This is a genomic window from Streptomyces sp. Ag109_O5-10, from assembly GCF_900105755.1.
In the GTDB taxonomy this organism is placed as follows: Bacteria; Actinomycetota; Actinomycetes; order Streptomycetales; family Streptomycetaceae; genus Streptomyces.
Genome location: NZ_FNTQ01000001.1, coordinates 3,229,105 through 3,249,402, shown reverse-complemented (window position 1 = coordinate 3,249,402; position 20,298 = coordinate 3,229,105). Strand labels below are relative to the sequence as shown.

Annotated in this window: 18 protein-coding genes; 11 read left to right on the top strand and 7 right to left on the bottom strand. The window is 73.0% G+C overall.

The genetic code is table 11. The features are described 5' to 3' along the window. Window positions 1-105: 105 nt before the first annotated feature. Window positions 106-258, bottom strand: a complete 153-nt coding sequence (locus BLW82_RS14775) for a hypothetical protein (protein ID WP_093499233.1) — start codon at window positions 256-258, stop codon at window positions 106-108. 161 nt (window positions 259-419) lie between these two features. On the opposite strand from BLW82_RS14775, the gene BLW82_RS14770 reads away from it, so the two are divergent. Next, entirely contained in the window at window positions 420-1,322 is a 903-nt protein-coding gene (locus BLW82_RS14770) for an NYN domain-containing protein (protein ID WP_093499232.1), read from the top strand. A 20-nt stretch (window positions 1,323-1,342) separates the two neighbouring features. Here BLW82_RS14770 and BLW82_RS14765 read toward each other — a convergent pair whose 3' ends face one another. Both BLW82_RS14765 and BLW82_RS14760 read right to left on the bottom strand, forming a co-directional pair. Continuing rightward, window positions 1,343-2,260 (bottom strand): alpha/beta fold hydrolase, encoded by a 918-nt coding sequence (locus tag BLW82_RS14765; RefSeq protein WP_093499231.1) that lies wholly within the window; start codon window positions 2,258-2,260, stop codon window positions 1,343-1,345. A gap of 127 nt (window positions 2,261-2,387) precedes the next feature. After that, window positions 2,388-5,021 (bottom strand): DEAD/DEAH box helicase, encoded by a 2,634-nt coding sequence (locus tag BLW82_RS14760; protein WP_093499230.1) that lies wholly within the window; start codon window positions 5,019-5,021, stop codon window positions 2,388-2,390. A gap of 560 nt (window positions 5,022-5,581) precedes the next feature. Here BLW82_RS14760 and BLW82_RS14750 point away from each other — a divergent pair. Then, window positions 5,582-6,328, top strand: coding sequence for a ferritin-like fold-containing protein (locus BLW82_RS14750; RefSeq protein ID WP_093499228.1), 747 nt, complete (start codon window positions 5,582-5,584; stop codon window positions 6,326-6,328). 87 nt (window positions 6,329-6,415) lie between these two features. Here BLW82_RS14750 and BLW82_RS14745 read toward each other — a convergent pair whose 3' ends face one another. The 4 genes from BLW82_RS14745 to BLW82_RS14730 form a co-directional block, all read right to left on the bottom strand. Beyond that, a complete protein-coding gene (locus BLW82_RS14745; protein WP_093499227.1) occupies window positions 6,416-6,688 on the bottom strand; it encodes a hypothetical protein in 273 nt (90 codons plus the stop codon). Between the two features lie 174 nt (window positions 6,689-6,862). After that, window positions 6,863-7,090 carry a DUF3107 domain-containing protein gene (locus tag BLW82_RS14740; protein ID WP_218162371.1) on the bottom strand — a complete coding sequence of 76 codons (228 nt, stop codon included), beginning with the start codon at window positions 7,088-7,090 and terminating at the stop codon, window positions 6,863-6,865. Window positions 7,091-7,291: 201 nt separating this feature from the next. Further along, window positions 7,292-7,936 (bottom strand): TetR/AcrR family transcriptional regulator, encoded by a 645-nt coding sequence (locus tag BLW82_RS14735; protein ID WP_093499226.1) that lies wholly within the window; start codon window positions 7,934-7,936, stop codon window positions 7,292-7,294. 202 nt (window positions 7,937-8,138) lie between these two features. Next, entirely contained in the window at window positions 8,139-8,372 is a 234-nt protein-coding gene (locus BLW82_RS14730) for a hypothetical protein (RefSeq protein ID WP_093499225.1), read from the bottom strand. A gap of 256 nt (window positions 8,373-8,628) precedes the next feature. Here BLW82_RS14730 and BLW82_RS14725 point away from each other — a divergent pair, with 256 nt between their 5' ends. From BLW82_RS14725 to BLW82_RS14690, 9 genes are all read left to right on the top strand, one after another. Next, the gene (locus BLW82_RS14725) at window positions 8,629-9,648 is read left to right on the top strand and encodes an alpha/beta fold hydrolase (protein ID WP_093499224.1); all 1,020 of its coding nucleotides are present in this window, start codon (window positions 8,629-8,631) and stop codon (window positions 9,646-9,648) included. A 382-nt stretch (window positions 9,649-10,030) separates the two neighbouring features. Further along, on the top strand, window positions 10,031-11,107 hold the full coding sequence (locus tag BLW82_RS14720; RefSeq protein WP_371131341.1) for a DUF3152 domain-containing protein: 1,077 nt from the start codon (window positions 10,031-10,033) through the stop codon (window positions 11,105-11,107). Window positions 11,108-11,163: 56 nt separating this feature from the next. Further along, window positions 11,164-11,256, top strand: coding sequence for an Ms4533A family Cys-rich leader peptide (locus BLW82_RS46285; RefSeq protein ID WP_351321593.1), 93 nt, complete (start codon window positions 11,164-11,166; stop codon window positions 11,254-11,256). Window positions 11,257-11,421: 165 nt separating this feature from the next. Beyond that, the gene (locus tag BLW82_RS14715) at window positions 11,422-13,140 is read left to right on the top strand and encodes an ABC transporter substrate-binding protein (protein WP_093499222.1); all 1,719 of its coding nucleotides are present in this window, start codon (window positions 11,422-11,424) and stop codon (window positions 13,138-13,140) included. 5 nt (window positions 13,141-13,145) lie between these two features. Beyond that, complete coding sequence (locus BLW82_RS14710) at window positions 13,146-14,189, top strand: ABC transporter permease (protein ID WP_093499221.1); 1,044 nt, start codon at window positions 13,146-13,148, stop codon at window positions 14,187-14,189. Continuing rightward, entirely contained in the window at window positions 14,186-15,184 is a 999-nt protein-coding gene (locus BLW82_RS14705) for an ABC transporter permease (protein ID WP_093499220.1), read from the top strand. The genes BLW82_RS14710 and BLW82_RS14705 overlap by 4 nt, the downstream gene beginning before the upstream one ends. Further along, window positions 15,181-16,773 (top strand): dipeptide ABC transporter ATP-binding protein, encoded by a 1,593-nt coding sequence (locus BLW82_RS14700; RefSeq protein ID WP_093499219.1) that lies wholly within the window; start codon window positions 15,181-15,183, stop codon window positions 16,771-16,773. The genes BLW82_RS14705 and BLW82_RS14700 overlap by 4 nt, the downstream gene beginning before the upstream one ends. Before the next feature lie 303 nt (window positions 16,774-17,076). Continuing rightward, entirely contained in the window at window positions 17,077-18,831 is a 1,755-nt protein-coding gene (locus tag BLW82_RS14695) for a glycosyltransferase (RefSeq protein ID WP_371131340.1), read from the top strand. Between the two features lie 254 nt (window positions 18,832-19,085). Beyond that, complete coding sequence (locus BLW82_RS14690) at window positions 19,086-20,159, top strand: hypothetical protein (protein WP_093508050.1); 1,074 nt, start codon at window positions 19,086-19,088, stop codon at window positions 20,157-20,159. Window positions 20,160-20,298: the final 139 nt, after the last annotated feature.

The following is a 20,298-nucleotide window of genomic DNA, read 5'->3' as shown; positions in this document are numbered from 1 at the left end:
CGGCCTGAGTGCCGTACGGGGGCTCTGAAGACTGTGTGCGGTGCGTCGTCGGTGTGGCTGTTGTCGTCTTCTGTCGTTGTCGCGTCGTCGTGTTACAAAACCTGGTTACGAAGCCTGGGTCTCGGCCGGTCGGATCCACAGACGCTGCCCCACGGCGGCGGCCTGCTGAACGATCCCGCTGACGGAGGCGGCGTCCACGACGGTGCTGTCCACGGTGGTGCCGTCGACCTCGTCGAGTCGCATGATTTCGAAGCGCATGGCCTCTCCCTTCGTCGTCCTCTTCCGTAGCAGTCAACGGCTTGCGTGTTACAAACATTCCCTACGCTAAAGAAATTTTTCGAACGTCTAATTACCGACCGGTAAGAGTTCGCGCGAGACTGACCGGGACCGGTTGTGTTCGCAGCGTGACCGCCGGGACAATGGAGGCGATGAACGACGACCTCGACGCCCTCCAGGCTCGTATCGACCGCACGAACGAGCTGCTCACCCGCATGCTCGCCGAAGTGGCCAAGACGCCCTCGACGCACGCCATCTTCGTGGACGCGGGCTACCTCTACGCGGCCACGGGCCGGCTCGTCGCCGGGACGGAGGACCGGCGTGCCTTCGACCTCGACGCGGAAGGGCTGATCGATGCCCTCATCGACAAGGCACGCCAGATCTTCGCCGACAGCAGGCTGCTGCGCGTCTACTGGTACGACGGCGCCCGCCGCCGCATCCACACCGCCGAGCAGCAGGCCATCGCCGAACTCCCCGACGTCAAGGTCCGCCTCGGCAACCTCAACGCCAACAACCAGCAGAAGGGCGTCGACTCCCTGATCCGTACGGACCTGGAGTCACTCGCCCGGCACCGAGCCATCAGCGACGCGGCCCTGCTCGGCGGCGACGAGGACCTGGTCTCGGCGGTCGAGGCCGCCCAGGGCTACGGCGCCCGGGTCCACCTGTGGGGCATCGAGGCCCCCGAGGGCCGCAACCAGGCCGAGCCGCTGCTCTGGGAGGTCGACAGCCAGCGCACCCTCGACCTCGAGTTCTTCAAGCCGTACGTCTCCAGACGCGCCGCCCCCGGCTACGAGGCCGGCGCCACCAGACCCACCCGCGAGGACGTCCGTTTCATCGGCGCGCAGATCGCGGCGAAGTGGCTCTCCTCGCGCGGCCGCGAGGCGCTCGTCGAACTGCTGCCCGGCCACCCCTACCTGCCGGGCCCCGTCGACCAGGACCTCCTCGTCGAGGCCGAGGGGATGCTCCAGTACTCCCTGCGCGGCCAGGCCGACCTGCGCCGCGCCCTGCGGGACGGCTTCTGGGAGCACCTCCAGACGCAGTACTAGCCGCCGTACCAGCTGCCGTACTAGCCGCCGTACCAGCCGCGGTCCCGGTCTGCGGGGCCGGTGGTTCCGTCCCAGAAGTCGGCGATCGCCTCGGCGGTGGCGGCGGGGCGATCGGTGTTGGGCGAGTGCTCCGCCCCCGCGATCACCGTACGGCGCGCCCGCAGCCGCAGTGCCATGTCGTCCAGCAGCGATACCGGCCAGGTGTCGTCCCGGGCGCCCGACAGGACATGGAAGGGCAGCGGCAGGGCGGCCAGTTCCGCGACGCGGTCCGGCTCGGTGCACAACTGGCGGCCGGTCGCGAGGAGCTGGGCCGGCTTGTTGCCCAGCCAGCGGCGTCGCAGATCCTCGCCGTCCTCCGGGCCCTCCTCCGGCCCGTCCGGCTCCCCCAGCTCCTCCGGTGCCTCCAGAGCCTGCATGGCCTCCCACACCTCGGCCATCGACATCACGGCGAGCGCGTCCCGCAGCAGCTTCACCCGCTGCTGCTGGGAGGAGGAGATCTGCGCCGGACCCGAGGCCATCAGGGTCAGCGAACGGAACGGCGTGCGGTCGAGGAGCACGGCGGCGCGGGCGATCTGGCCGCCGAGGGAGTGCCCCAGCAGATGCACCGGCCGGCCCGCGCCGACCGCCGCCGCCTGCGCGAGCACGTCCCGCGCCAGCTCCTCCTGGGCATACGCCGATTCGTCGTGCGCCGGTCCGTCCGACTCGAACTGGCCGCGCCCGTCCACGGCGACCGTCCGGTACCCGCGCCGGCCCAGTGCCTCGTGCAGCCGGTTGAAGTCCTCCTTGCTGCCGGTGAACCCGGGCAGCAACAGCGCGACCCCCCTGGGCTCGGCCCCGGCGGCCACGGGCGCGTCGACGACGGCGAACTCGCCCCGGTCGGTGGCGAGCGCATACGCACGGGCACCGGCGGGCGGGACGAAGGTGCGAGGCCTGCTCATGGGGGAGAGGGTATCCGGAGCGGGGTGACCGACCGGGGGCCGGTGGGTGAACCCCGGCACCGGGCACCGCGCAGACGCCGACGGCCCGGACCACACGGGGTGGTCCGGGCCGTCGTCAGGCGTGTGCTCAGGCCTCCGGGGCCGCGGCGGCCGTCTTCCGGGGCCGGCGGGTCCTCGGCTTCGCCTCCGCGTCGGCCGCCTCGGCGGATCCGGCGGTCTCGGCGGACTCGGCCGCCTTGCGGGTGGTGCGGCGCCTCGGCTTGGCCTCCGGCTCCTCGGTGGCCTGCGCCGGGATCTCCGCAGAGGCGGCGGCTGCCGTCTTGCGGGTGCGGCGGGGCTTGGCCTCGGTGGCTTCGGCGGTGTCGACGGCGGCCTCGGCCGCCTTCCGGGTGCGGCGCGCCTTGGGCGCCGCCTCCGCCTCGACGGTCTCCGGGGCGGCGGCCGCCGTCTTCCGGGCCCGACGGGGCTTCACCTCGGCGACCGCCTCGGCCGTCTCCGCGGAGGCGGCGGTCGCCGTCTTGCGGGTGCGGCGGGGCTTGGCCTCCGCGCCCTCGGCGGTGTCCACCGCGGCCTCGGCGGCGGCTGCCGTCTTGCGGGTGCGGCGGGGCTTGGGCGCCGCCTCCGCCTCCTCGGCGGCCTCCGGGGCGGCGGCTGCCGTCTTGCGGGTGCGGCGGGGCTTGGCCTCGGTGGCTTCGGCGGTGTCGACGGCGGCCTCGGCCGCCTTCCGCGTCCGGCGCGGCTGGGGCGCGGCCTCGGCCTCCGCATCGGCGGTCGCCGGCTGCGGCGCGGCCGCCACCGGCTCGGCCGGCTCCGCGGCCTTGCGGGTGCGGCGGCGGGCCGGGGCCACGGGAGCCTCGACGGCGTCCGCGGGAGCCTGCGCGACCTCCGCCACGGGCTCGGCGGCCTTGCGGACACGACGGCGCGGCTTGGCCTCGACGGCCTCGGCGGTGTCCACCGCGGCCTCCGGGGTGGCAACCGCGGTCTTCCGCGTGCGGCGCGGCGTCGGCTCCGCCACGGCCTCGATCGCCTCGACGACCGCCGCGACGGCTGCCGCCTCGGGAGCCTCGGCCGTCTTGCGGGTGCGACGGCGCGCGGGGGCGGCCGGTGCCTCTTCGGCCACCGGTGCCTCGGTCACCACAGGCGTCGTCGCCTCGGCCACCGGAGCGGCCTCCGCGGACCTGCGGGTGCGACGGCGGCGCGGCTTCTCCGCCGCGTCCGGCTCCACGACGGACCCGGCCGTCCCGACCGTCTCGACGACGGCCTCCGGCGTCACGGTCGCCGGGGCGGCGGCCGCCACCGGCTCCTGCGACGCCCCGTTGCGGGTACGGCGACGGCGGCGCGGGGTCCGCGCGGCAGCCGGCTCGGACGCCGCGAGGGCGTCGCCGGCGGAGGCGGGCGACGCGGCCTCGGCGGCCGGCGCCGTGGACGTCGTGCCGGACACCTGGTCCGGGGTCGAACCGCCGCGGGTGCGACGGCGGCGGCGCGGGGTGCGGGCCGGGCGCTCGCGCTCCTCGGTACGCGCCTCGACCCGGCCGTTTCGGTCACCGCGACCGCGGCCTCCGCGGCCTCCGGTCTCGCCCAGGTCCTCCACCTCCTCCGCGTCGAGCCCGGCGCGGGTGCGCTCCGAGCGCGGCAGGACACCCTTGGTGCCCGCGGGGATCTTCAGGTCCTCGAAGAAGTGCGGCGAGGTGGAGTACGTCTCCACCGGGTCGGGGAACTTCAGGTCCAGCGCCTTGTTGATGAGCTGCCAGCGCGGGATGTCGTCCCAGTCGACGAACGTGATCGCCGTACCCGACGCGCCGGCACGGCCGGTGCGGCCGACCCGGTGCAGGTACGTCTTCTCGTCCTCGGGGGACTGGTAGTTGATGACGTGCGTGACGCCCTCGACGTCGATACCGCGCGCGGCGACGTCGGTGCAGACCAGGACGTCCACCTTGCCGTTGCGGAACGCGCGCAGCGCCTGCTCGCGGGCGCCCTGGCCGAGGTCGCCGTGGACGGCCCCGGAGGCGAAGCCGCGGCGCTGCAGCTGCTCGGCGATGTCGGCGGCGGTGCGCTTGGTGCGGCAGAAGATCATCGCGAGCCCGCGGCCGTCGGCCTGCAGTATGCGCGCGATCATTTCCGGCTTGTCCATGGAGTGCGCGCGGTAGACGAACTGCGCGATGTTCGCGACGGTCGCGCCCTCGTCGTCCGGCGCGGTGGCGCGGATGTGGGTGGGCTGGCTCATGTACCGGCGTGCGAGGCCGATGACCGCGCCCGGCATGGTCGCCGAGAACAGCATGGTCTGCCGCCTGGCCGGAAGCATGTCGATGATCTTCTCGACGTCCGGCAGGAAGCCCAGGTCGAGCATCTCGTCGGCCTCGTCGAGGACGAGCGACTTGATGTGCTTGAGGTCGAGCTTCTTCTGGCCCGCGAGGTCCAGGAGCCGGCCAGGGGTGCCGACGACCACGTCGACGCCCTTCTTGAGGGCCTCGACCTGCGGCTCGTAGGCACGGCCGCCGTAGATGGCGAGAACGCGTACGTTGCGGACCTTGCCGGCCGTCAGGAGGTCGTTGGTGACCTGGGTGCAGAGCTCGCGCGTGGGGACGACGACGAGCGCCTGCGGCGCGTTGGTGAGGGCCTCGGGGGCGGCGCGGCCGGCCTCCACGTCGGCGGGGACGGTGACGCGCTCCAGGAGCGGCAGACCGAAACCGAGGGTCTTGCCGGTGCCGGTCTTGGCCTGGCCGATGACGTCGGAGCCGGACAGGGCGACCGGGAGCGTCATCTCCTGGATGGGGAAGGGGTTGATGATGCCGACGGCTTCCAGGGCCTCGGCGGTCTCGGGAAGGATTCCGAGTTCACGAAACGTCGTAGTCAGGGTGCTGCCTCTTCTGTGTGTCGCGGCGCGAGGCGAGCGCGGGGGTCTTTGACGGACCGTGCCGGGGACGTCGGCTGCCTTACGGGCGGGCCGTGGGGCACGCCGTAGTGCACGGGACCTCTACCGACGCTCTAGCGCTCGTACCGCTGAGGGTGTGTCCCTCCGGTCGTCGTACGCACAGTGCCGTACGAACCGGGAGGGCTGTCGGGTCGGAGCCGATCGGGCCACCGACCGGGCATCCTCATACGTGCGGCCTGTCGAGGTACGTCCAGAATCGACGGCGTACCAGCAGGCGCATTACCACCATACCCCGGAATCGTGCACATGCGATGGCCGATTCGGTCACGTCGTGGTAGTCACAGTGGTTGACCAGGGGCTTCTGCGGGACTTCTCGGGGTACCCCTGAGACTCTCCGGGGCCGGACCGGAGCTTCCCCAGCACTTCCCGGGGGTCGTGGGCGGGCTATTGTGCGCTTCATGACGAGCTCTGACAAGCCTGAGACCGCCTCCGCCGAACCGACCGGTGTCGCCGCCCAGGACTGGGCGCGGGCGGCCGCCGACCCGCACTACCGTGCCGCGGTCGTGGACCTCCTCGGTGCCCTCGCGTACGGCGAGCTCGCGGCGTTCGAGCGGCTCGCGGAGGACGCCAAGCTGGCGCCCTCGCTGGTGGACAAGGCCGAGCTGGCGAAGATGGCGTCGGCCGAGTTCCACCACTTCGAGCGGTTGCGCAACCGGCTGACGGAGATCGGCGAGGACGCCACGCAGGCGATGGAGCCGTTCGTCGCGGCCCTCGACGGCTTCCACCGCCAGACGGCGCCGTCCGACTGGCTGGAGGGCCTGGTCAAGGCGTACGTGGGCGACTCGATCGCCAGTGACTTCTACCGGGAGGTCGCGGCCCGCCTCGACTCGGACACCCGCGAACTGGTGCTGGCCGTCCTCGACGACACCGGGCACGCCGGGTTCGCGGTGGAGAAGGTGCGCGCGGCGATCGACGCCGACCCGCGTGTCGGGGGCCGACTGGCCCTGTGGGCGCGGCGGTTGATGGGCGAGGCGCTGTCGCAGTCCCAGCGGGTGGTCGCCGACCGGGACGCGCTGTCGACCATGCTGGTCGGGGGAGTGGCCGACGGGTTCGACCTCGCCGAGGTGGGGCGGATGTTCTCGCGGATCACCGAGGCGCACACGAAGCGGATGGCTGCGCTGGGGCTGGCGGCCTGACGCCCTGTGGGAGGTGCTGCGGGGAGTCGCGCGGCCGCGGGTGTGGTGGTGGCCGGCCGCGCGGTTCCGCCGCGGCCCCTCGGGGCGCTACGCCGGGATCGATCGTCGGCGCAGGTGGCGGCCCGCCGGGCGGAGCAGCAGTGACAGGGACGCCGCCGAGACGATCGCCGCGCCCAGAAGAGTGACCAGGACCGCGCCGGGGCCGAGCGCGCTGTGCGTGACGAAGTCGCCGAAGAGGGCTCCCGCGACGCCGGTGGAGAACACCAGCGGACGGGCCGGGAGCCGGTGGGACAGCCGGCTGGTCGCGGCCCACGACAGGGCCAGGCCGAGCAGGGCGGATCCGAGGACTTCCAGGAGCATCACGAGGGGTCCCTCCCACGGCCGGCCGGTGCTTCGCGGTCGTAGCCCGTCTTACCCGTGACCTGCGGAATCCAATCCTCCTCTGTGGACGACTTGTGCGCCACATGTGGGAACCGGACACGACGGAGGGGCCGGGCGGACACACGTCCGCCCGGCCCCTCCGTGCTGCTGTGGTCAGACCGCGCTGAAGCCGACCTTGCGCACCGTCGGCTCGCCGAGCTCGATGTACGCCAGGCGGTCCGTCGGAATCAGGACCTTGCGGCCGCGCTCGTCCTCCAGGGACAGCACCTGTGACTTGCCGGCCAGCGCGTCGGCGACGATGCGCTCGACCTCCTCGGCGTTCAGACCGCTCTCCAGAACGATCTCGCGGGGCGCGTGCTGCACGCCGATCTTGACCTCCACGGCTATGTCCCTCCGACGGTCAGTGAAGTGCGCGACCTTCCGCGCCGTACGCAGCACACATTAGCCCGGTGAGGGGACGTACACGCTGCGCACGTGCACGCCAGGAGCGAACAGCGAACGGGAATTCCCTCCGGCAGTGCTGTCGGCGGCGGGTGAGTGGCGGTGCCAGAGCCGGTGCCAGTGCCAGAGCCGGTGCCGGTGTCAGTGGTGCGCGTCGATGCCGTGCAACGGGAATCCCGCGATGCCCCGCCAGGCCAGCGAGGTCAGCAGCTGGACCGCCTGGTCGCGCGAGACGGAGCGGTCGCTGTGCAGCCAGGAACGGGCCACCACCTGGGCGAGACCGCCGAGGCCGGAGGCCAGCAGCATCGACTCGGCACGCGGCAGACCGGTGTCCTCCGCGATGACCTCGCAGATCGCCTCGGCGCACTCGTTGGTGACCTTGTCCACGCGCTCGCGCACCGCGGGCTCGTTCGTCAGGTCGGACTCGAAGACCAGGCGGAAGGCCCCGCCGTCGTCCTCGACGTACGCGAAATAGGCGTCCATGGTCGCCCGGACCCGCTGCTTGTTGTCGGTCGTCGACGCGAGCGCGCTGCGCACCGCCTGGATCAGCGCCTCGCAGTGCTGGTCCAGCAGGGCCAGGTAGAGGTCGAGCTTGCCCGGGAAGTGCTGGTAGAGCACCGGCTTGCTGACGCCGGCGCGTTCGGCGATGTCGTCCATCGCGGCCGCGTGGTACCCCTGCGCGACGAACACCTCCTGGGCGGCGCCCAGCAGCTGGTTCCGTCGGGCACGGCGCGGCAGGCGCGTGCCCCGCGGGCGTGCTGCCTCTGTCTGCTCGATGGCTGTCACGCCGCCTCCCAAAGTCGTCCACATGAGTCGTCCACATGCGGATCGCTCCGCGCGGCCATCGTACTTTTCGGTAACCCTGCTGTGCGCGGTGCGAGCGCAGAATTTCACGTACCGGACGACGTTGACAGCCGCACCGGGAAATCCCGTGACATCCCGGGACATGCGAACGGGCCGGGTGGGTCCGTCGGAGAACCGGCCGAGGTCAGCGGTAGTCGTCCTCGTCGAGGGAGACCACCCGTGCCTGCTCGATGAGATCGGCCTCGTTCGCCCGGTCCGGGTCGACACCGGTGAGCGGGTCGTCCTGGGACGGCGTCACGTCCGTGTGCTGCTCGGCTGCGTCGTCCTCGGGGGCCTCGACATCGATCTCCGGGGCCTCCTCCGCCTCCAGATCCTCCAGGACGTCGGGGTCGGTGGGGTCGGTGGGGTCATGGGTCATGGTGGGGCTCCCTTCCTTCGGAGATCCCTGGCTGCAGCAGGGGGCCACAAACGGGTGCCCTGTTTACGAGCGTAGGAGACAGCGGATGCGGACGCTATGCATCCGTGTGCCGTCCCCGGCTGTTCGCTCCGCCTGGCGGCCTGCCCCTCACCTCCGTCCGCGCACGGGTCGTGCGCGGCCCGCGCCCGGCTCGCCGGGACGATTATGTGACGGCGAACACGTGAATCACGGTGTGATCGTCTCGTAACATTGGCTCATGTCTTCGACCGAGCTGCCCTCCGTGCCGCCCACCAGCGTGCTCCCCGAGGCGGCGGCAGTCAGGGTCGCGGAGGGCGAGCGGCTGCGGTCGGTGGGACTGCCCGGCGTCACCCTCTCGGTCCGTTCACGGCCGCCCGCGCGCGAGGGCCTGCCGCCCGCGCTCTACCTCCACGGGCTCGGCGGCTCCTCGCAGAACTGGTCGCAGCTGATGGAGCGGCTCGAAGACGTCGTGGACAGCGAGGCGGTCGACCTGCCCGGCTTCGGCGACTCGCCGCCGCCGGACGACGGCGACTACTCCGTCACCGGGCACGCGCGCGCGGTCATCCGCTACCTCGACGCGGCCGGCCGCGGTCCGGTCCATCTCTTCGGCAACTCCCTCGGCGGCGCCGTCGCCACCCGCCTCGCCGCCGTCCGCCCGGACCTCGTGCGCACCCTCACGCTCGTCTCGCCCGCCCTGCCCGAGCTGCGCGTGCAGCGCACGGCCGTACCGACGGTGATCCTCGGCCTCCCGGGCATCGCCGGGCTCCTCACCCGCACGACCGGCAAGTGGACCGCCGAACAGCGCGTACGGGGCGTGCTGGCCCTCTGCTACGGCGATCCCAGCCGGGTGACGCCCGAGGCGTTCGAGCACGCGGTGGAGGAGCTGGAACGGCGGCTGCGGCTGCCGTACTTCTGGGACGCGATGGCGCGGTCGGCACGCGGGATCGTCAACGCGTACACGCTGGGCGGCCAGCACGGGCTGTGGCGCCAGGCCGAGCGCGTCCTCGCCCCGACCCTCCTGATCTACGGCGGCCGCGACCAGCTCGTGGGCTACCGCATGGCCCGGAAGGCCGCCCGCAGCTTCCGCCACTCCCGGCTGCTGTCCATGCCGGACGCCGGGCACGTGGCGATGATGGAGTACCCGGGTGCGGTGGCCGGGGCGTTCCGTGAACTCCTCGCCTCCACCGACAGGCCGGCCGGCGGACCGGCTTCCGGGACCGTCGGCGGCGGTCCGGTCGCGCCGGGCGCGGGGAGCTGAGGGGCGAGTGGGACGCCACAGCCGCCGCGGGCCGGCACCAGATGACGACACGGCGGACATAGCGAACACACGCGCGACCCGGAAGCAGGGCCCGGGGGGCGTCGAGCGCGGCCCGGCGGGACCCACGGTGCCGGGTCCGGCCGCCCGCGTGCCCGGCTCCGCCGAGGGGACTCCGGCGCACGGCGTCCCGCGTTTCCCCGAGGGGACTCCGGCGCACGGCGTTCCGCGAGTCCGTGGTGGTCACCCGGAGCAGCGTGAAGCGGGCGGTGGCTGGGGCCGGTTGGGCGGGGCGGCCGGTGCGCCCTCCGGGCCCGGCGGCGCTCCCTCCGGGCCCTCTGCTGCCGCTTCCGGGCCCGCCGGTGCCGCCTTCGGGGCGACCGGTGTGCCGATACCGCGGCAGCGGCAGGGCGGCCCTGGCGGTCCGCGGCAGGGCGGGCCCGGCGGTCCGCGGCAGGACTACGTCGACGCCTTCGACGAGGACGTCGACGTCTTCGCGCCCCACCCCCGCATCGGCGCCCAGCGCGCGGAGACGTATCCGCCCGGCTCCGGTACGCACACCTCCCCGCTCCCGGCCGGCGTCGACGGCGGTGCGGGCGACACCGGCCACGCGCCGCCCGCCGGCGAGCCCGCGCTGCCCAGGGGCGGCAAGAGCCGGGCCTTCGCGGGCGTCGCGGCCGCCGCCGTCACCACCGTGCTCGCGGTGATCGTCGCCGGGCAGGTGATCGACGGCCGCGACGGCTCCGCCGCACGCTCGCAGTCGGCCCCGGACGGTACGCGGGCCACCGACGGCGCCGCCTCGCGCGGGGACGGCCGTACGACGCCTTCCGCGGCGGCCTCCGCCTCGCCGGGCGTGGTGACGCTGTCGTACGAGCAGGCGATGGGCGAGAAGTACCCGCTCAGCGCCAAGCTGACCGGGTCCGGGAAGTTCAGCACCGTGCCCGGGAGCGCGCCTGCGCCGGGCAAGGGGCGGAAGTACACCTACCGCGTCGACGTGGAGCAGGGGCTGGGCCTGGACGGGAAGCTGTTCGCCGAGGCCGTGCAGAAGACGCTCAACGACGAGCGCAGCTGGGCCCACGACGGCGCCCGTACCTTCGCGCGCGTGTCCACCGGCAGGCCCGACTTCGTGATCACGCTCGCCAGCCCCGGCACCACCGCCAAGTGGTGCGCCAAGTCCGGCCTCGACACGACCGAGGACAACGTGTCCTGCGACTCGGCGTCCACCGAACGCGTCATGATCAACGCATACAGATGGGCCCAGGGCAGCAAGACGTACGGCGACAAGATCCACGCCTACCGGCAGATGCTGATCAACCACGAGGTCGGCCACCGGCTCGGTCACGGCCATGTGACCTGCGACAAGGACGGCGAGCTCGCGCCGGTCATGCAGCAGCAGACCAAGTTCCTCGACCACGACGGAATCCACTGTCTGCCCAACCCCTGGCCGTATCCCAAGAGTTGACAGGTGGCTCATACATCACGTTGACATGCGCAGAAAGGTCGTACATATTTCTGGGCATGTCGTCTCTTCACGCCTCCGCGCGCGCCGCCATCGAGCTGGCGCTCATCGGCGTGACCGCGCTCTGCGTGGCCGACATCCACTGTCGCTGACGCCCGCCTTCAGGCGTTCGCGTCGCGACTTCTCTGTGCTGCCGTGACCTCGGTCACGGCTCTTTCGACGACCTGACGCCGGGCAGACGTCTGTTCACTTTCGTCTCATTCCTCGTCAATCTGTCTCACCCATCGAGACTCGCCTTCCGAGAGGTCGTCATTCCGATGCGTCACCCGTCCGTAACCAGCGCCCGTGCGGCGTACGTTTCGCTTGCCCTCGTCGTGGCAGCGGGCGCCGCCGCCTGCGGGCCGAAGGACAACGATGCCAACGGCTCCAGTGGCGACTCCGCGCCGCACAAGGGCGGCACGCTCACCGTCCTGAACTCCGACCCGCAGACGGACTTCGACCCGGCCCGCCTGTACACCTCCGGCGGCGGCAACGTGCCGTCCCTGGTCTTCCGTACGCTCACCACCCGCAACCGCGCGGACGGCGCCGCCGGCACCAAGGTGGTCCCCGACCTGGCCACCGACACCGGGCGCCCCAGCAAGAACGCGACCGTGTGGACCTACACCCTGAAGGCGGGCCTCAAGTACGAGGACGGCACCCCGATCACGTCCGGCGACATCAAGTACGGCATCGAGCGCTCCTTCGCCCCCGAACTCTCCGGCGGCGCGCCCTACCTGCGGGACTGGCTGGTCGGCGCCGCCGACTACCAGGGGCCGTACAAGGACAAGAAGGGGCTCGCGGCGATCGAGACGCCGGACGACCGCACCATCGTCTTCCACCTGAACAAGCCCGAGGGCGAGTTCCCGTTCCTGGCCACGCAGACGCAGTTCACGCCCGTCCCGAAGGCCAAGGACACCGGCACCAAGTACGAGGAGCACCCGATCTCGTCCGGCCCGTACAAGGTCGTCAAGAACGAGAACGACGGCGAGCACCTGGTCCTTGAACGCAACACGTACTGGTCCGCCTCCGTCGACGACCAGCGCAAGGCGTACCCCGACAAGATCGACGTGCAGTCCGGGCTGGACTCGTCCGTGATCAACCAGCGGCTGTCGGCGTCCCAGGGGGCGGACGCGGCCGCCGTGACGACGGACACCAACCTCGGCCCGGCCGAACTCGCCAAGGTCACCGGCGACAAGGAACTCGCCGCGCGCGTCGGCACCGGCCACTTCGGCTACACGAATTACATAGCGTTCAACCCGAAGGTCAAGCCGTTCGACAACCCCAAGGTGCGGCAGGCCATCTCCTACGCCGTCGACCGGTCGTCCGTGATCAACGCGGCGGGCGGCAGCGCCCTCGCCGAGCCGGCGACCACCTTCCTGCCCGACCAGAAGTCCTTCGGCTACACGCCGTACGACCTCTTCCCGGCGGGCGGCACCGGCAACGCGGCCAAGGCCAAGGAGCTGCTGAAGGAGGCCGGTTACCCGAACGGGCTCACCGTCACGCTGACCCACGACAACGCCGAGAACTTCAAGACGAGCCCCGAGATCGCGACCGCGCTCCAGGACGCCCTCAAGAAGGCCGGCATCACGGTCAAGCTGCAGGGCCTGGAGGACAACAACTACTCCGACACGGTCCACAGCGTGAAGACCGAGCCCGGTTTCTTCCTCGCCGCGTGGGGTGCCGACTGGCCTTCCGGCGGTCCCTTCCTCGCCCCGATCTTCGACGGCCGGCAGATCGTCAAGGACGGCGCGAACTTCAACGCCTCCCAGCTCAACGATGCTTCGGTCAACGCCGAGATTGACGCGATCAACAAGTTGACCGATCTCAACGCCGCCGCCAAGCGGTGGGGTGCACTGGACAAGAAGATCGGCGCACAGGCGCTGACCGTGCCGCTGTTCCACCCCGTCTACAAGCGGCTGGTCGGCAAGGACATCAAGAACGTCGTGATCAGCGACTGGACCGGTGTCCTGGACATCTCCCAGGTCGCGGTGAAGTAAGCACCGTGAGCGAGGCAATTGTCGCCACCCAGGCCCCCGAGGCGCTCGCCTCGGGGGCCTCGGGGGCTCGTCGGTTCTGGCGGCGGCTGCGCACGCAGCGGGCCGCCACGGTCGCGGCGGGCGTCGTCGCGCTGCTCGTCCTGGTCGCGCTCGCCGCGCCGCTGCTCACCGCGCTGGAGGGCCAGGACCCGTTCACCTACCACCCCGCCCTCATCGACTCCGCGCGCGGCGGCGTGCCGGTCGGCTCCCTCGGCGGCGTCTCCGCCGACCACTGGCTGGGCGTCGAGCCGCAGACCGGGCGGGACCTGTTCGCACGGCTGGTGTACGGGGCGCGGGTGTCCCTGGGTGTCGCGTTCGCGGCGACCGTGATCCAGGTCCTCCTCGGGCTGGTCGTCGGCGTGGCGGCCGCGCTCGGCGGTGGATGGGTTGATCAAGTGTTGAGCCGGATCACGGACATCATCGTCGCACTGCCCCTGATGATCATGTCGCTGGCGCTGCTCGCGATCGTGCCGCAGAGCTTCCCCAGGCCCGTCCTGGTCACCCTCGTCATCGGGCTCATCGCGTGGGGCAGCATGGCGAAGATCGTGCGTGCCCAGACACTCACCCTGAAGGGGCTCGACTACGTCGCCGCCGCCCGGCTCAGCGGCTGGGGCGCCTGGCGCATCGCCCGCCGTGAACTGCTGCCCGGCCTGGCCGCACCGGTCATCACGTACGCCTCGATCCTCATCCCGGTCAACATCAGCACCGAGGCGGCCCTGTCCTTCCTCGGCGTCGGGGTGAAGCCGCCGACGCCCTCGTGGGGCCAGATGCTCACCGCTGCCGACGTCTGGTACCAGGCGGCCCCGCAGTACCTGCTCCTGCCGGCCGGCGCGCTGTTCGTGACCGTCCTCGCGCTGACCGTCCTCGGCGACGGCGTCCGCACCGCCCTGGACCCGCGCGCCGCCTCCCGGCTCGGCGTCGGCACCGGCCGCAGGCGCGCGGCCCTGACGGCGGCGAAGGCGACGGCGGGGGCGGCGGCGAAGACGACGGCGAAGGAGGAATCCGCGTGAACGGCTTCGGCGGCTTCCTGCTGCGCCGCACCATCGGCACCGTGGCGACCCTGCTCGCCATCTCGGTGATCGTCTACGTCGTCTTCTACGTCACCCCGGGCAACGTCGCCCAGATCACCTGCGGCCCGCGCTGCTCCCCGGAGCAGGTGCACCAGGTGGCCCAGCAACTGCACCTCGGCGACCCGCTGTACGTGCGCTACTGGCACTTCCTGGAGGGCCTGGTCGTCGGCCAGGACTACTCCACCGGCACCTCCGTGGAGCACTGCTCCGCACCCTGCCTCGGCCTGTCGTACCAGACCGACCAGCAGGTCCTGAGCATCATCCTGACCAGGCTCCCGGTCAGCCTCTCGCTGGTAATCGGCGCGATGGTGCTGTGGCTGCTCCTGGGCGTCGGCACGGGCGTGCTCTCCGTCTGGCGGCGCGGCCGGCTCACCGAGCGGGTGCTGACCGGCCTCACGCTGGCCGGCTGGGCCACGCCGGTCTTCGTCATCGGCCTGGTCCTGATGATCGTCGTCTGCGGCGAACTGCAACTGCTGCCCTTCCCGCAGTACGTGAAGTTCACCGACGATCCCGAGCAGTGGGCTTGGAACCTGCTGCTGCCGTGGTTCTCCCTCGCCCTCATCGAGTCCGCGTCGTTCGCCCGGATGACCCGGGCTTCGATGCTGGAGACCCTGGCCGAGGACCACATCCGCACCTTCCGCGCGTACGGCGTCGGCGAGCGGTCGATCGTCGGCCGGCACGCCCTGCGCGGAGCGCTCGCGCCGGTCATCGCGCTCAACGCCAACAACTTCGGCTCGGCCGTCGGCGGAGCCGTGCTCACGGAGACGCTGTTCGGCCTGCCCGGCCTCGGCCAGGAACTCGTGCACGCCGTCAGCGTGGTCGACCTGCCCGTCGTCGTCGGCATGGTCCTCGTCGTCGGCTTCTTCGTGGTGCTCGCCAACGCCGTCGCGGACGTCCTGTACGCGGTGGCCGACCGACGGGTGGTACTGACGTGAGTCTCGTCCAAGTCACCGATCTGACCGTCGACTTCGGCGACCTGCGGGCCGTGGACGGACTGTCGTTCACCTTGGAGGGCGGCGCCGCCCTCGCCCTGGTCGGCGAGTCCGGCTCCGGCAAGTCCACCGTCGCCGCGGCCCTGCTGGGCCTGCACCACGGCACGGGAGCGCTGCTCGGCGGCTCGATCGAGGTCGCCGGCACCGACGTACAGGCCGCCTCCGACGGCGAACTGCGCAGGTTGCGCGGCGCGAAGGCGGCGATGGTCTTCCAGGACCCGCTGTCGTCCCTCGACCCGTACTACGCGATCGGCGACCAGATCGCCGAGGTGTACCGCGTGCACACGCGCGCGTCACGACGGGCCGCACGCGCGCGTGCCGTGGAGGTGCTCGACCGGGTCGGCATCCCGGACGCCCGGCGCCGGTCCCGGTCCCGCCCGCACGAGTTCAGCGGCGGCATGCGGCAGCGCGCACTGATCGCCATGGCGCTCGCCTGCGAGCCCGAGCTGCTCATCGCGGACGAGCCCACCACCGCCCTCGACGTGACCGTCCAGGCCCAGATCCTCGACCTGCTGCACACCCTGCGCGAGGAGACCGGCATGGGCCTGCTGCTGGTCACCCATGACGTGGGCGTCGCCGCCGAGAGCGTCGACGAGGTGCTCGTCATGCGGCACGGGCGCGTGGTCGAACAGGGTCCGGTCGCCGCCGTGCTCGGCGCGCCCGCCGAGCCGTACACCCGGGAACTGCTCTCCGCCGTCCCGCGCGTGGACGCGGTGCGCGCACCCTCACAAGCCTCTGAGGAGGTCGTCCTGGAGGCACGGGGTCTGCGTCGCGAGTTCGGGCGCGGGAAGCGGGCGTTCGCGGCCGTGGACGACGTCACCCTGACCGTGCGCCGGGGCGAGACCCTCGGCGTGGTCGGCGAGAGCGGCAGCGGCAAGACCACCCTCGGCCGGATGCTGGTCGGGCTGCTGGAGCCGACCGCGGGGGAGGTCCGTTTCGACGGCCACGCGCGCGTGGGCGTGGACCCGGCCGTCCAGATGGTCTTCCAGGACCCGGTGTCCTCCCTCAACCCGCGGCGCAGCGTCGGAGCGTCGATCGCCGACCCGCTGCGGGCGCGGGGCGAACGCGACGAGGGGCGCATCCGGGGGCGCGTGATCGAACTGCTGGAGCGCGTGGGGCTCGAAGGGGCGCACTACCAGCGTTACCCGCACGAGTTCAGCGGCGGCCAGCGCCAGCGCGTGGGCATCGCGCGGGCGCTCGCGGCCAACCCCCGGGTCATCGTCTGCGACGAGCCGGTGTCCGCGCTGGACGTCACCACCCAGGCCCAGGTCGTCGCCCTGCTCGGCGAACTCCAGCGCGAACTCGGGCTCGCGCTCGTCTTCGTCGCCCACGACCTCGCCGTCGTGCGCCAGGTCAGCGACCGGGTCGCGGTCATGCGGCGCGGCCGGATCGTCGAGACCGGCCCGGCCGACGAGGTCTACGACAACCCCCGGGACCCGTACACCCGGCAGTTGCTGGCCGCCGTACCCGCCCTCGACCCCGGTGCCGCGGCCCAGCGGCGGGCGGCGCGTCGGGAACTGGCGTCGGCGTGACGTTTCCGCAGATCCGCACGCAGATCCACGGCGAGACCTGCGTGCGGATCGGCGCCCGGATCCGGGCGTGACGTTCCGCCGTCGAATGGTCGCCTAGCGCGACAGAACGCGACCCGCACGGGAAAGTTACGACCGTTCACCCCTTTTGGTGGCGCGATGGACAACCGTCCGTCGCGCCACCGCCTTGTCCGCATACCTTCGTCCCGCTGCGAGCCGCCGAGCCACGGCGGCTCCCCATACGGGAGATCGATCGGGGGTGCACACGTGCGCATCGGACTGCTTACGGAGGGTGGTTATCCGTATGTGAGCGGTGACGCCGGACTCTGGTGCGACCGGCTCGTGCGCGGGCTCGGGCAGCACGAGTTCGACCTCTACGCGCTCAGCCGCACCCGGCGTCAGGAGGACGAGGGCTGGCTGCCGCTGCCGCCGCACGTCAGCCGGGTCCGGACGGCTCCGCTGTGGACCGCCGACGAGGACTGCGTCACGTACGGACGGCGCGCGCGCCGGCGCTTCGCCGAGAGCTACGGCGAGTTCGTCGCGGTGCTGTGCGCCGGTCCGGCCGCGGACGGCCTTGACGGCACGGCCGGCTCGAACGGACCGGGCGACGCGGGCGGTCCGAACGGGCCGAGCGACCTGGGTGGCTCCGGTGTCGTGCCCGGTTCCCTGGCGGACCGTTTCGGCAGCGCGCTCCACGGACTCGCCGAACTCGCCCGCGACGAGGGCGGCCTGGCCGCCGCACTCCGCTCAGACACCGCCCTGCGCGCCCTGGAGCGCGCCTGTCGCGCACCCGGCGCCCTCGGCGCGGCGCGCGAGGCGCGCGTGCCCGATCTGCTCGCCGTCGTCGCACACCTCGAACGCGCCCTGCGCCCCCTCTCCCTGGACTGGTACGGCGACGACGGCCTCGGCGCGGCCGACCTCTGCCACGCCACCGCCGGCGGCCCGGCCGCCCTGGCCGGCCTGCTCGCCCAGCACTTCTCTGGTGTCCCACTGCTGGTCACCGAGTACGGTGTGCGGCTGCGCTCGCACTACCTCGCCACCGGCCCCGACACGGCCACCCTCGCCGTACGCGCGCTGCTCGCCGCCTTCCACGGCCGGCTCGCCGCCGAGGTCTACCGCCGCGCAGCGATCATCACGCCGGGCAACGCGCACACCCGCCGCTGGCAGGAGCGCTGCGGCGCCGAGCGCGCCCGCATCCGCACCGTGCATCCCGGCATGGAGGCCGCCCGCTTCACCGAGGTGGGCGAGGCCCTGGACCGCGCGGAACCGGACACGCTCGTGTGGGTCGGCCGGATCGAGCCGGCCAAGGACCTGGTGTCGCTGCTGCACGCCTTCGCCGAGGTCCGCAAGGAGGAGCCCAAGGCGCGGCTGCGGGTCGTCGGCGCCCCGGCGGGACCGGAGGGCGAGGCCTACCTGGGGCACTGCAGGGCGCTCGCCGCACAGCTCTTCCCCGACGAGGCCGACGGCGTGCACGCCGTCGGCGACAACCCGGTCTCCTTCGACGAGATAGGCGGACCCGAGGCGCCGACCCTGGCCGACGCCTACGCGTCCGGCGCGATCGTCGTCCTGTCCAGCGTCGTCGAGGGCTTCCCGGCGGGACTCGTCGAGGCGATGTTCTGCGGCCGGGCGACCGTCTCCACGGACGTCGGCGCCGTGGTGGAGGCCATCGGCGGCACCGGGCTCGTCGTGCCCCCGCGCAATCCGCGGGCACTCGCGGAGGCGTGCGTGGCGCTGCTCCGCGACCCCGAACGCCGCGAGCGCCTCGGAGCCGCCGCGCGGGCCCGGGCGCTCGAACTGTTCACCGTCGAGCAGAACATCGCGGCATTTCACAGCATTTACCTGGAGATCGTCTCGCACTGCCCGGTACGCCGGGTCGTTCTCGACCGGTCCGGCGAGCCCCTGCCGTTCGCCTTCCCCGCCGAGGCACGCGTACCGGGCCGCTGGACCGGCCCCACGGCCCGCGTCGCCCGTCGCGCCGTGCCGGGCTGGGCCCTGGGCACCGCCGTGCGGCCCGCCCCCGTACGGGCCACCCCGCTCACGGCCGGCGAGGGGGCGCTGTGAGCGACGATGAGGGCGGCACGGTCAACGGCGCCCCGGCAGAGCTGGACCGGCCCGGACGGCCCGGCGGCGCCGACGCCTGGGACGCGCGGTCGCAGGGGTGGCTCCTGAGAGCCGAGGAAGCCGGCCCGGGGCCCGCTCTCCCCGCGAGCGCGGCAACGGCGTCCGGCAGGATCCCCCCGGGTGGCCCGACGGCCGTGCAGGACACCGTCGGCGGCCGCAGAACCACATCCCGCCGAGGCGCCGCCGCCGACCCGGTGAAGGCACTGATGCACCGGCACCGCGCCCTGTGCGAGCGGGCCGTGGACCCGCTGGAGATCGCGGCCGGCCTCGAGGCCCACGGCGTCACCGACCGCACCGCCGCCCGTTTCCGGCACCGTGACGTCTTCTCCCTCGCGGAAGAGCTCTACGCGCGCGTGCCCCGCGACGAGGACCCGCGCCCGAACCCCGGACCGGCGCCCGCGCCCCGCGTGCGCGCCGACCGGGCGCTGCTCACCCTCCTCCCGGGCGTCGTGTGCGCGGCGGCCGTGACCGCCGTACGGCTCACCGAGGGCCGCCCCCGCCTCCTCGCGGCAGCCGTCGGCGTGCTCGCCGTCGCCCTGGCCGTACGCCCGGTCCTGCGCCGCGGCCCCCTGGCCGCACCGGCCCGGACCCCTGCCTGGCGCGCCACCACCGGCACCCGTGCGTGGACCTGCTGGCTGCTCGCCTACGCGCTGCTCGGCGACGGCCTGCTGCGGGCCGTCCTGGACGGCGGCCCCGACGGCCTCCCGACCGGCGCGGCCGACGGCCCCTGGCCGGTGACCACGGCTCCGGTCCTCGCCCTCACCCTGGCCTGCGCACCGGCCGCCTGGAGCGCCCACCTCTTCACGGCGGGCGCCCGTCGCAGACTCGCGGCCAGCCGGGGCCTGGAGGAGTTCACCGGGGCCGTACAGCCGCTGCTGCTCGGCACGTTCGCCCTCTTCCTCGGCGCCCTCACCGCCCTGCTCGCCCTGTGCGGCGCCGCCCTCGGCGAACCCGCTGGCTACCCGGCGGCCCTCGCTCTCGGCTCCCTCCTGCTGCTCGCCCGCCTCCTCGCCGTCCACAACGTCCCGCAAGGGGCCGCCCTCGCCGCCGCGGCCGCCACCGAAGCGGCGGCCGTGGCCCTCGTCCTGGCCGGCCGGCTGCCCGGCTGCGCCTTCCTGACCGCCCCCGTCGACCACCTGGTCGACGCCTGGGGCACGGGCGGTGTCCCGGCCCTCGCCTGCGGGGCCGCCGCCCTCGTGCTGCTCTTCCGGGCGACCGGCACCCTGACCCGGGCCTCGGCCCACGCGCCGACGGGAGACCCGGAGTGAGCAGAGCCGCCGATCATCCCGGACGCCTCGCCGAGCCGTCCCGGCGGCCGGTGCCCGGCACCCCGCCGCAGGCAACCGCACCACCTCTTGAAGGAGACCACCAGATGACCACCTCCCGACCCGGACCCGGAGCGTCCGG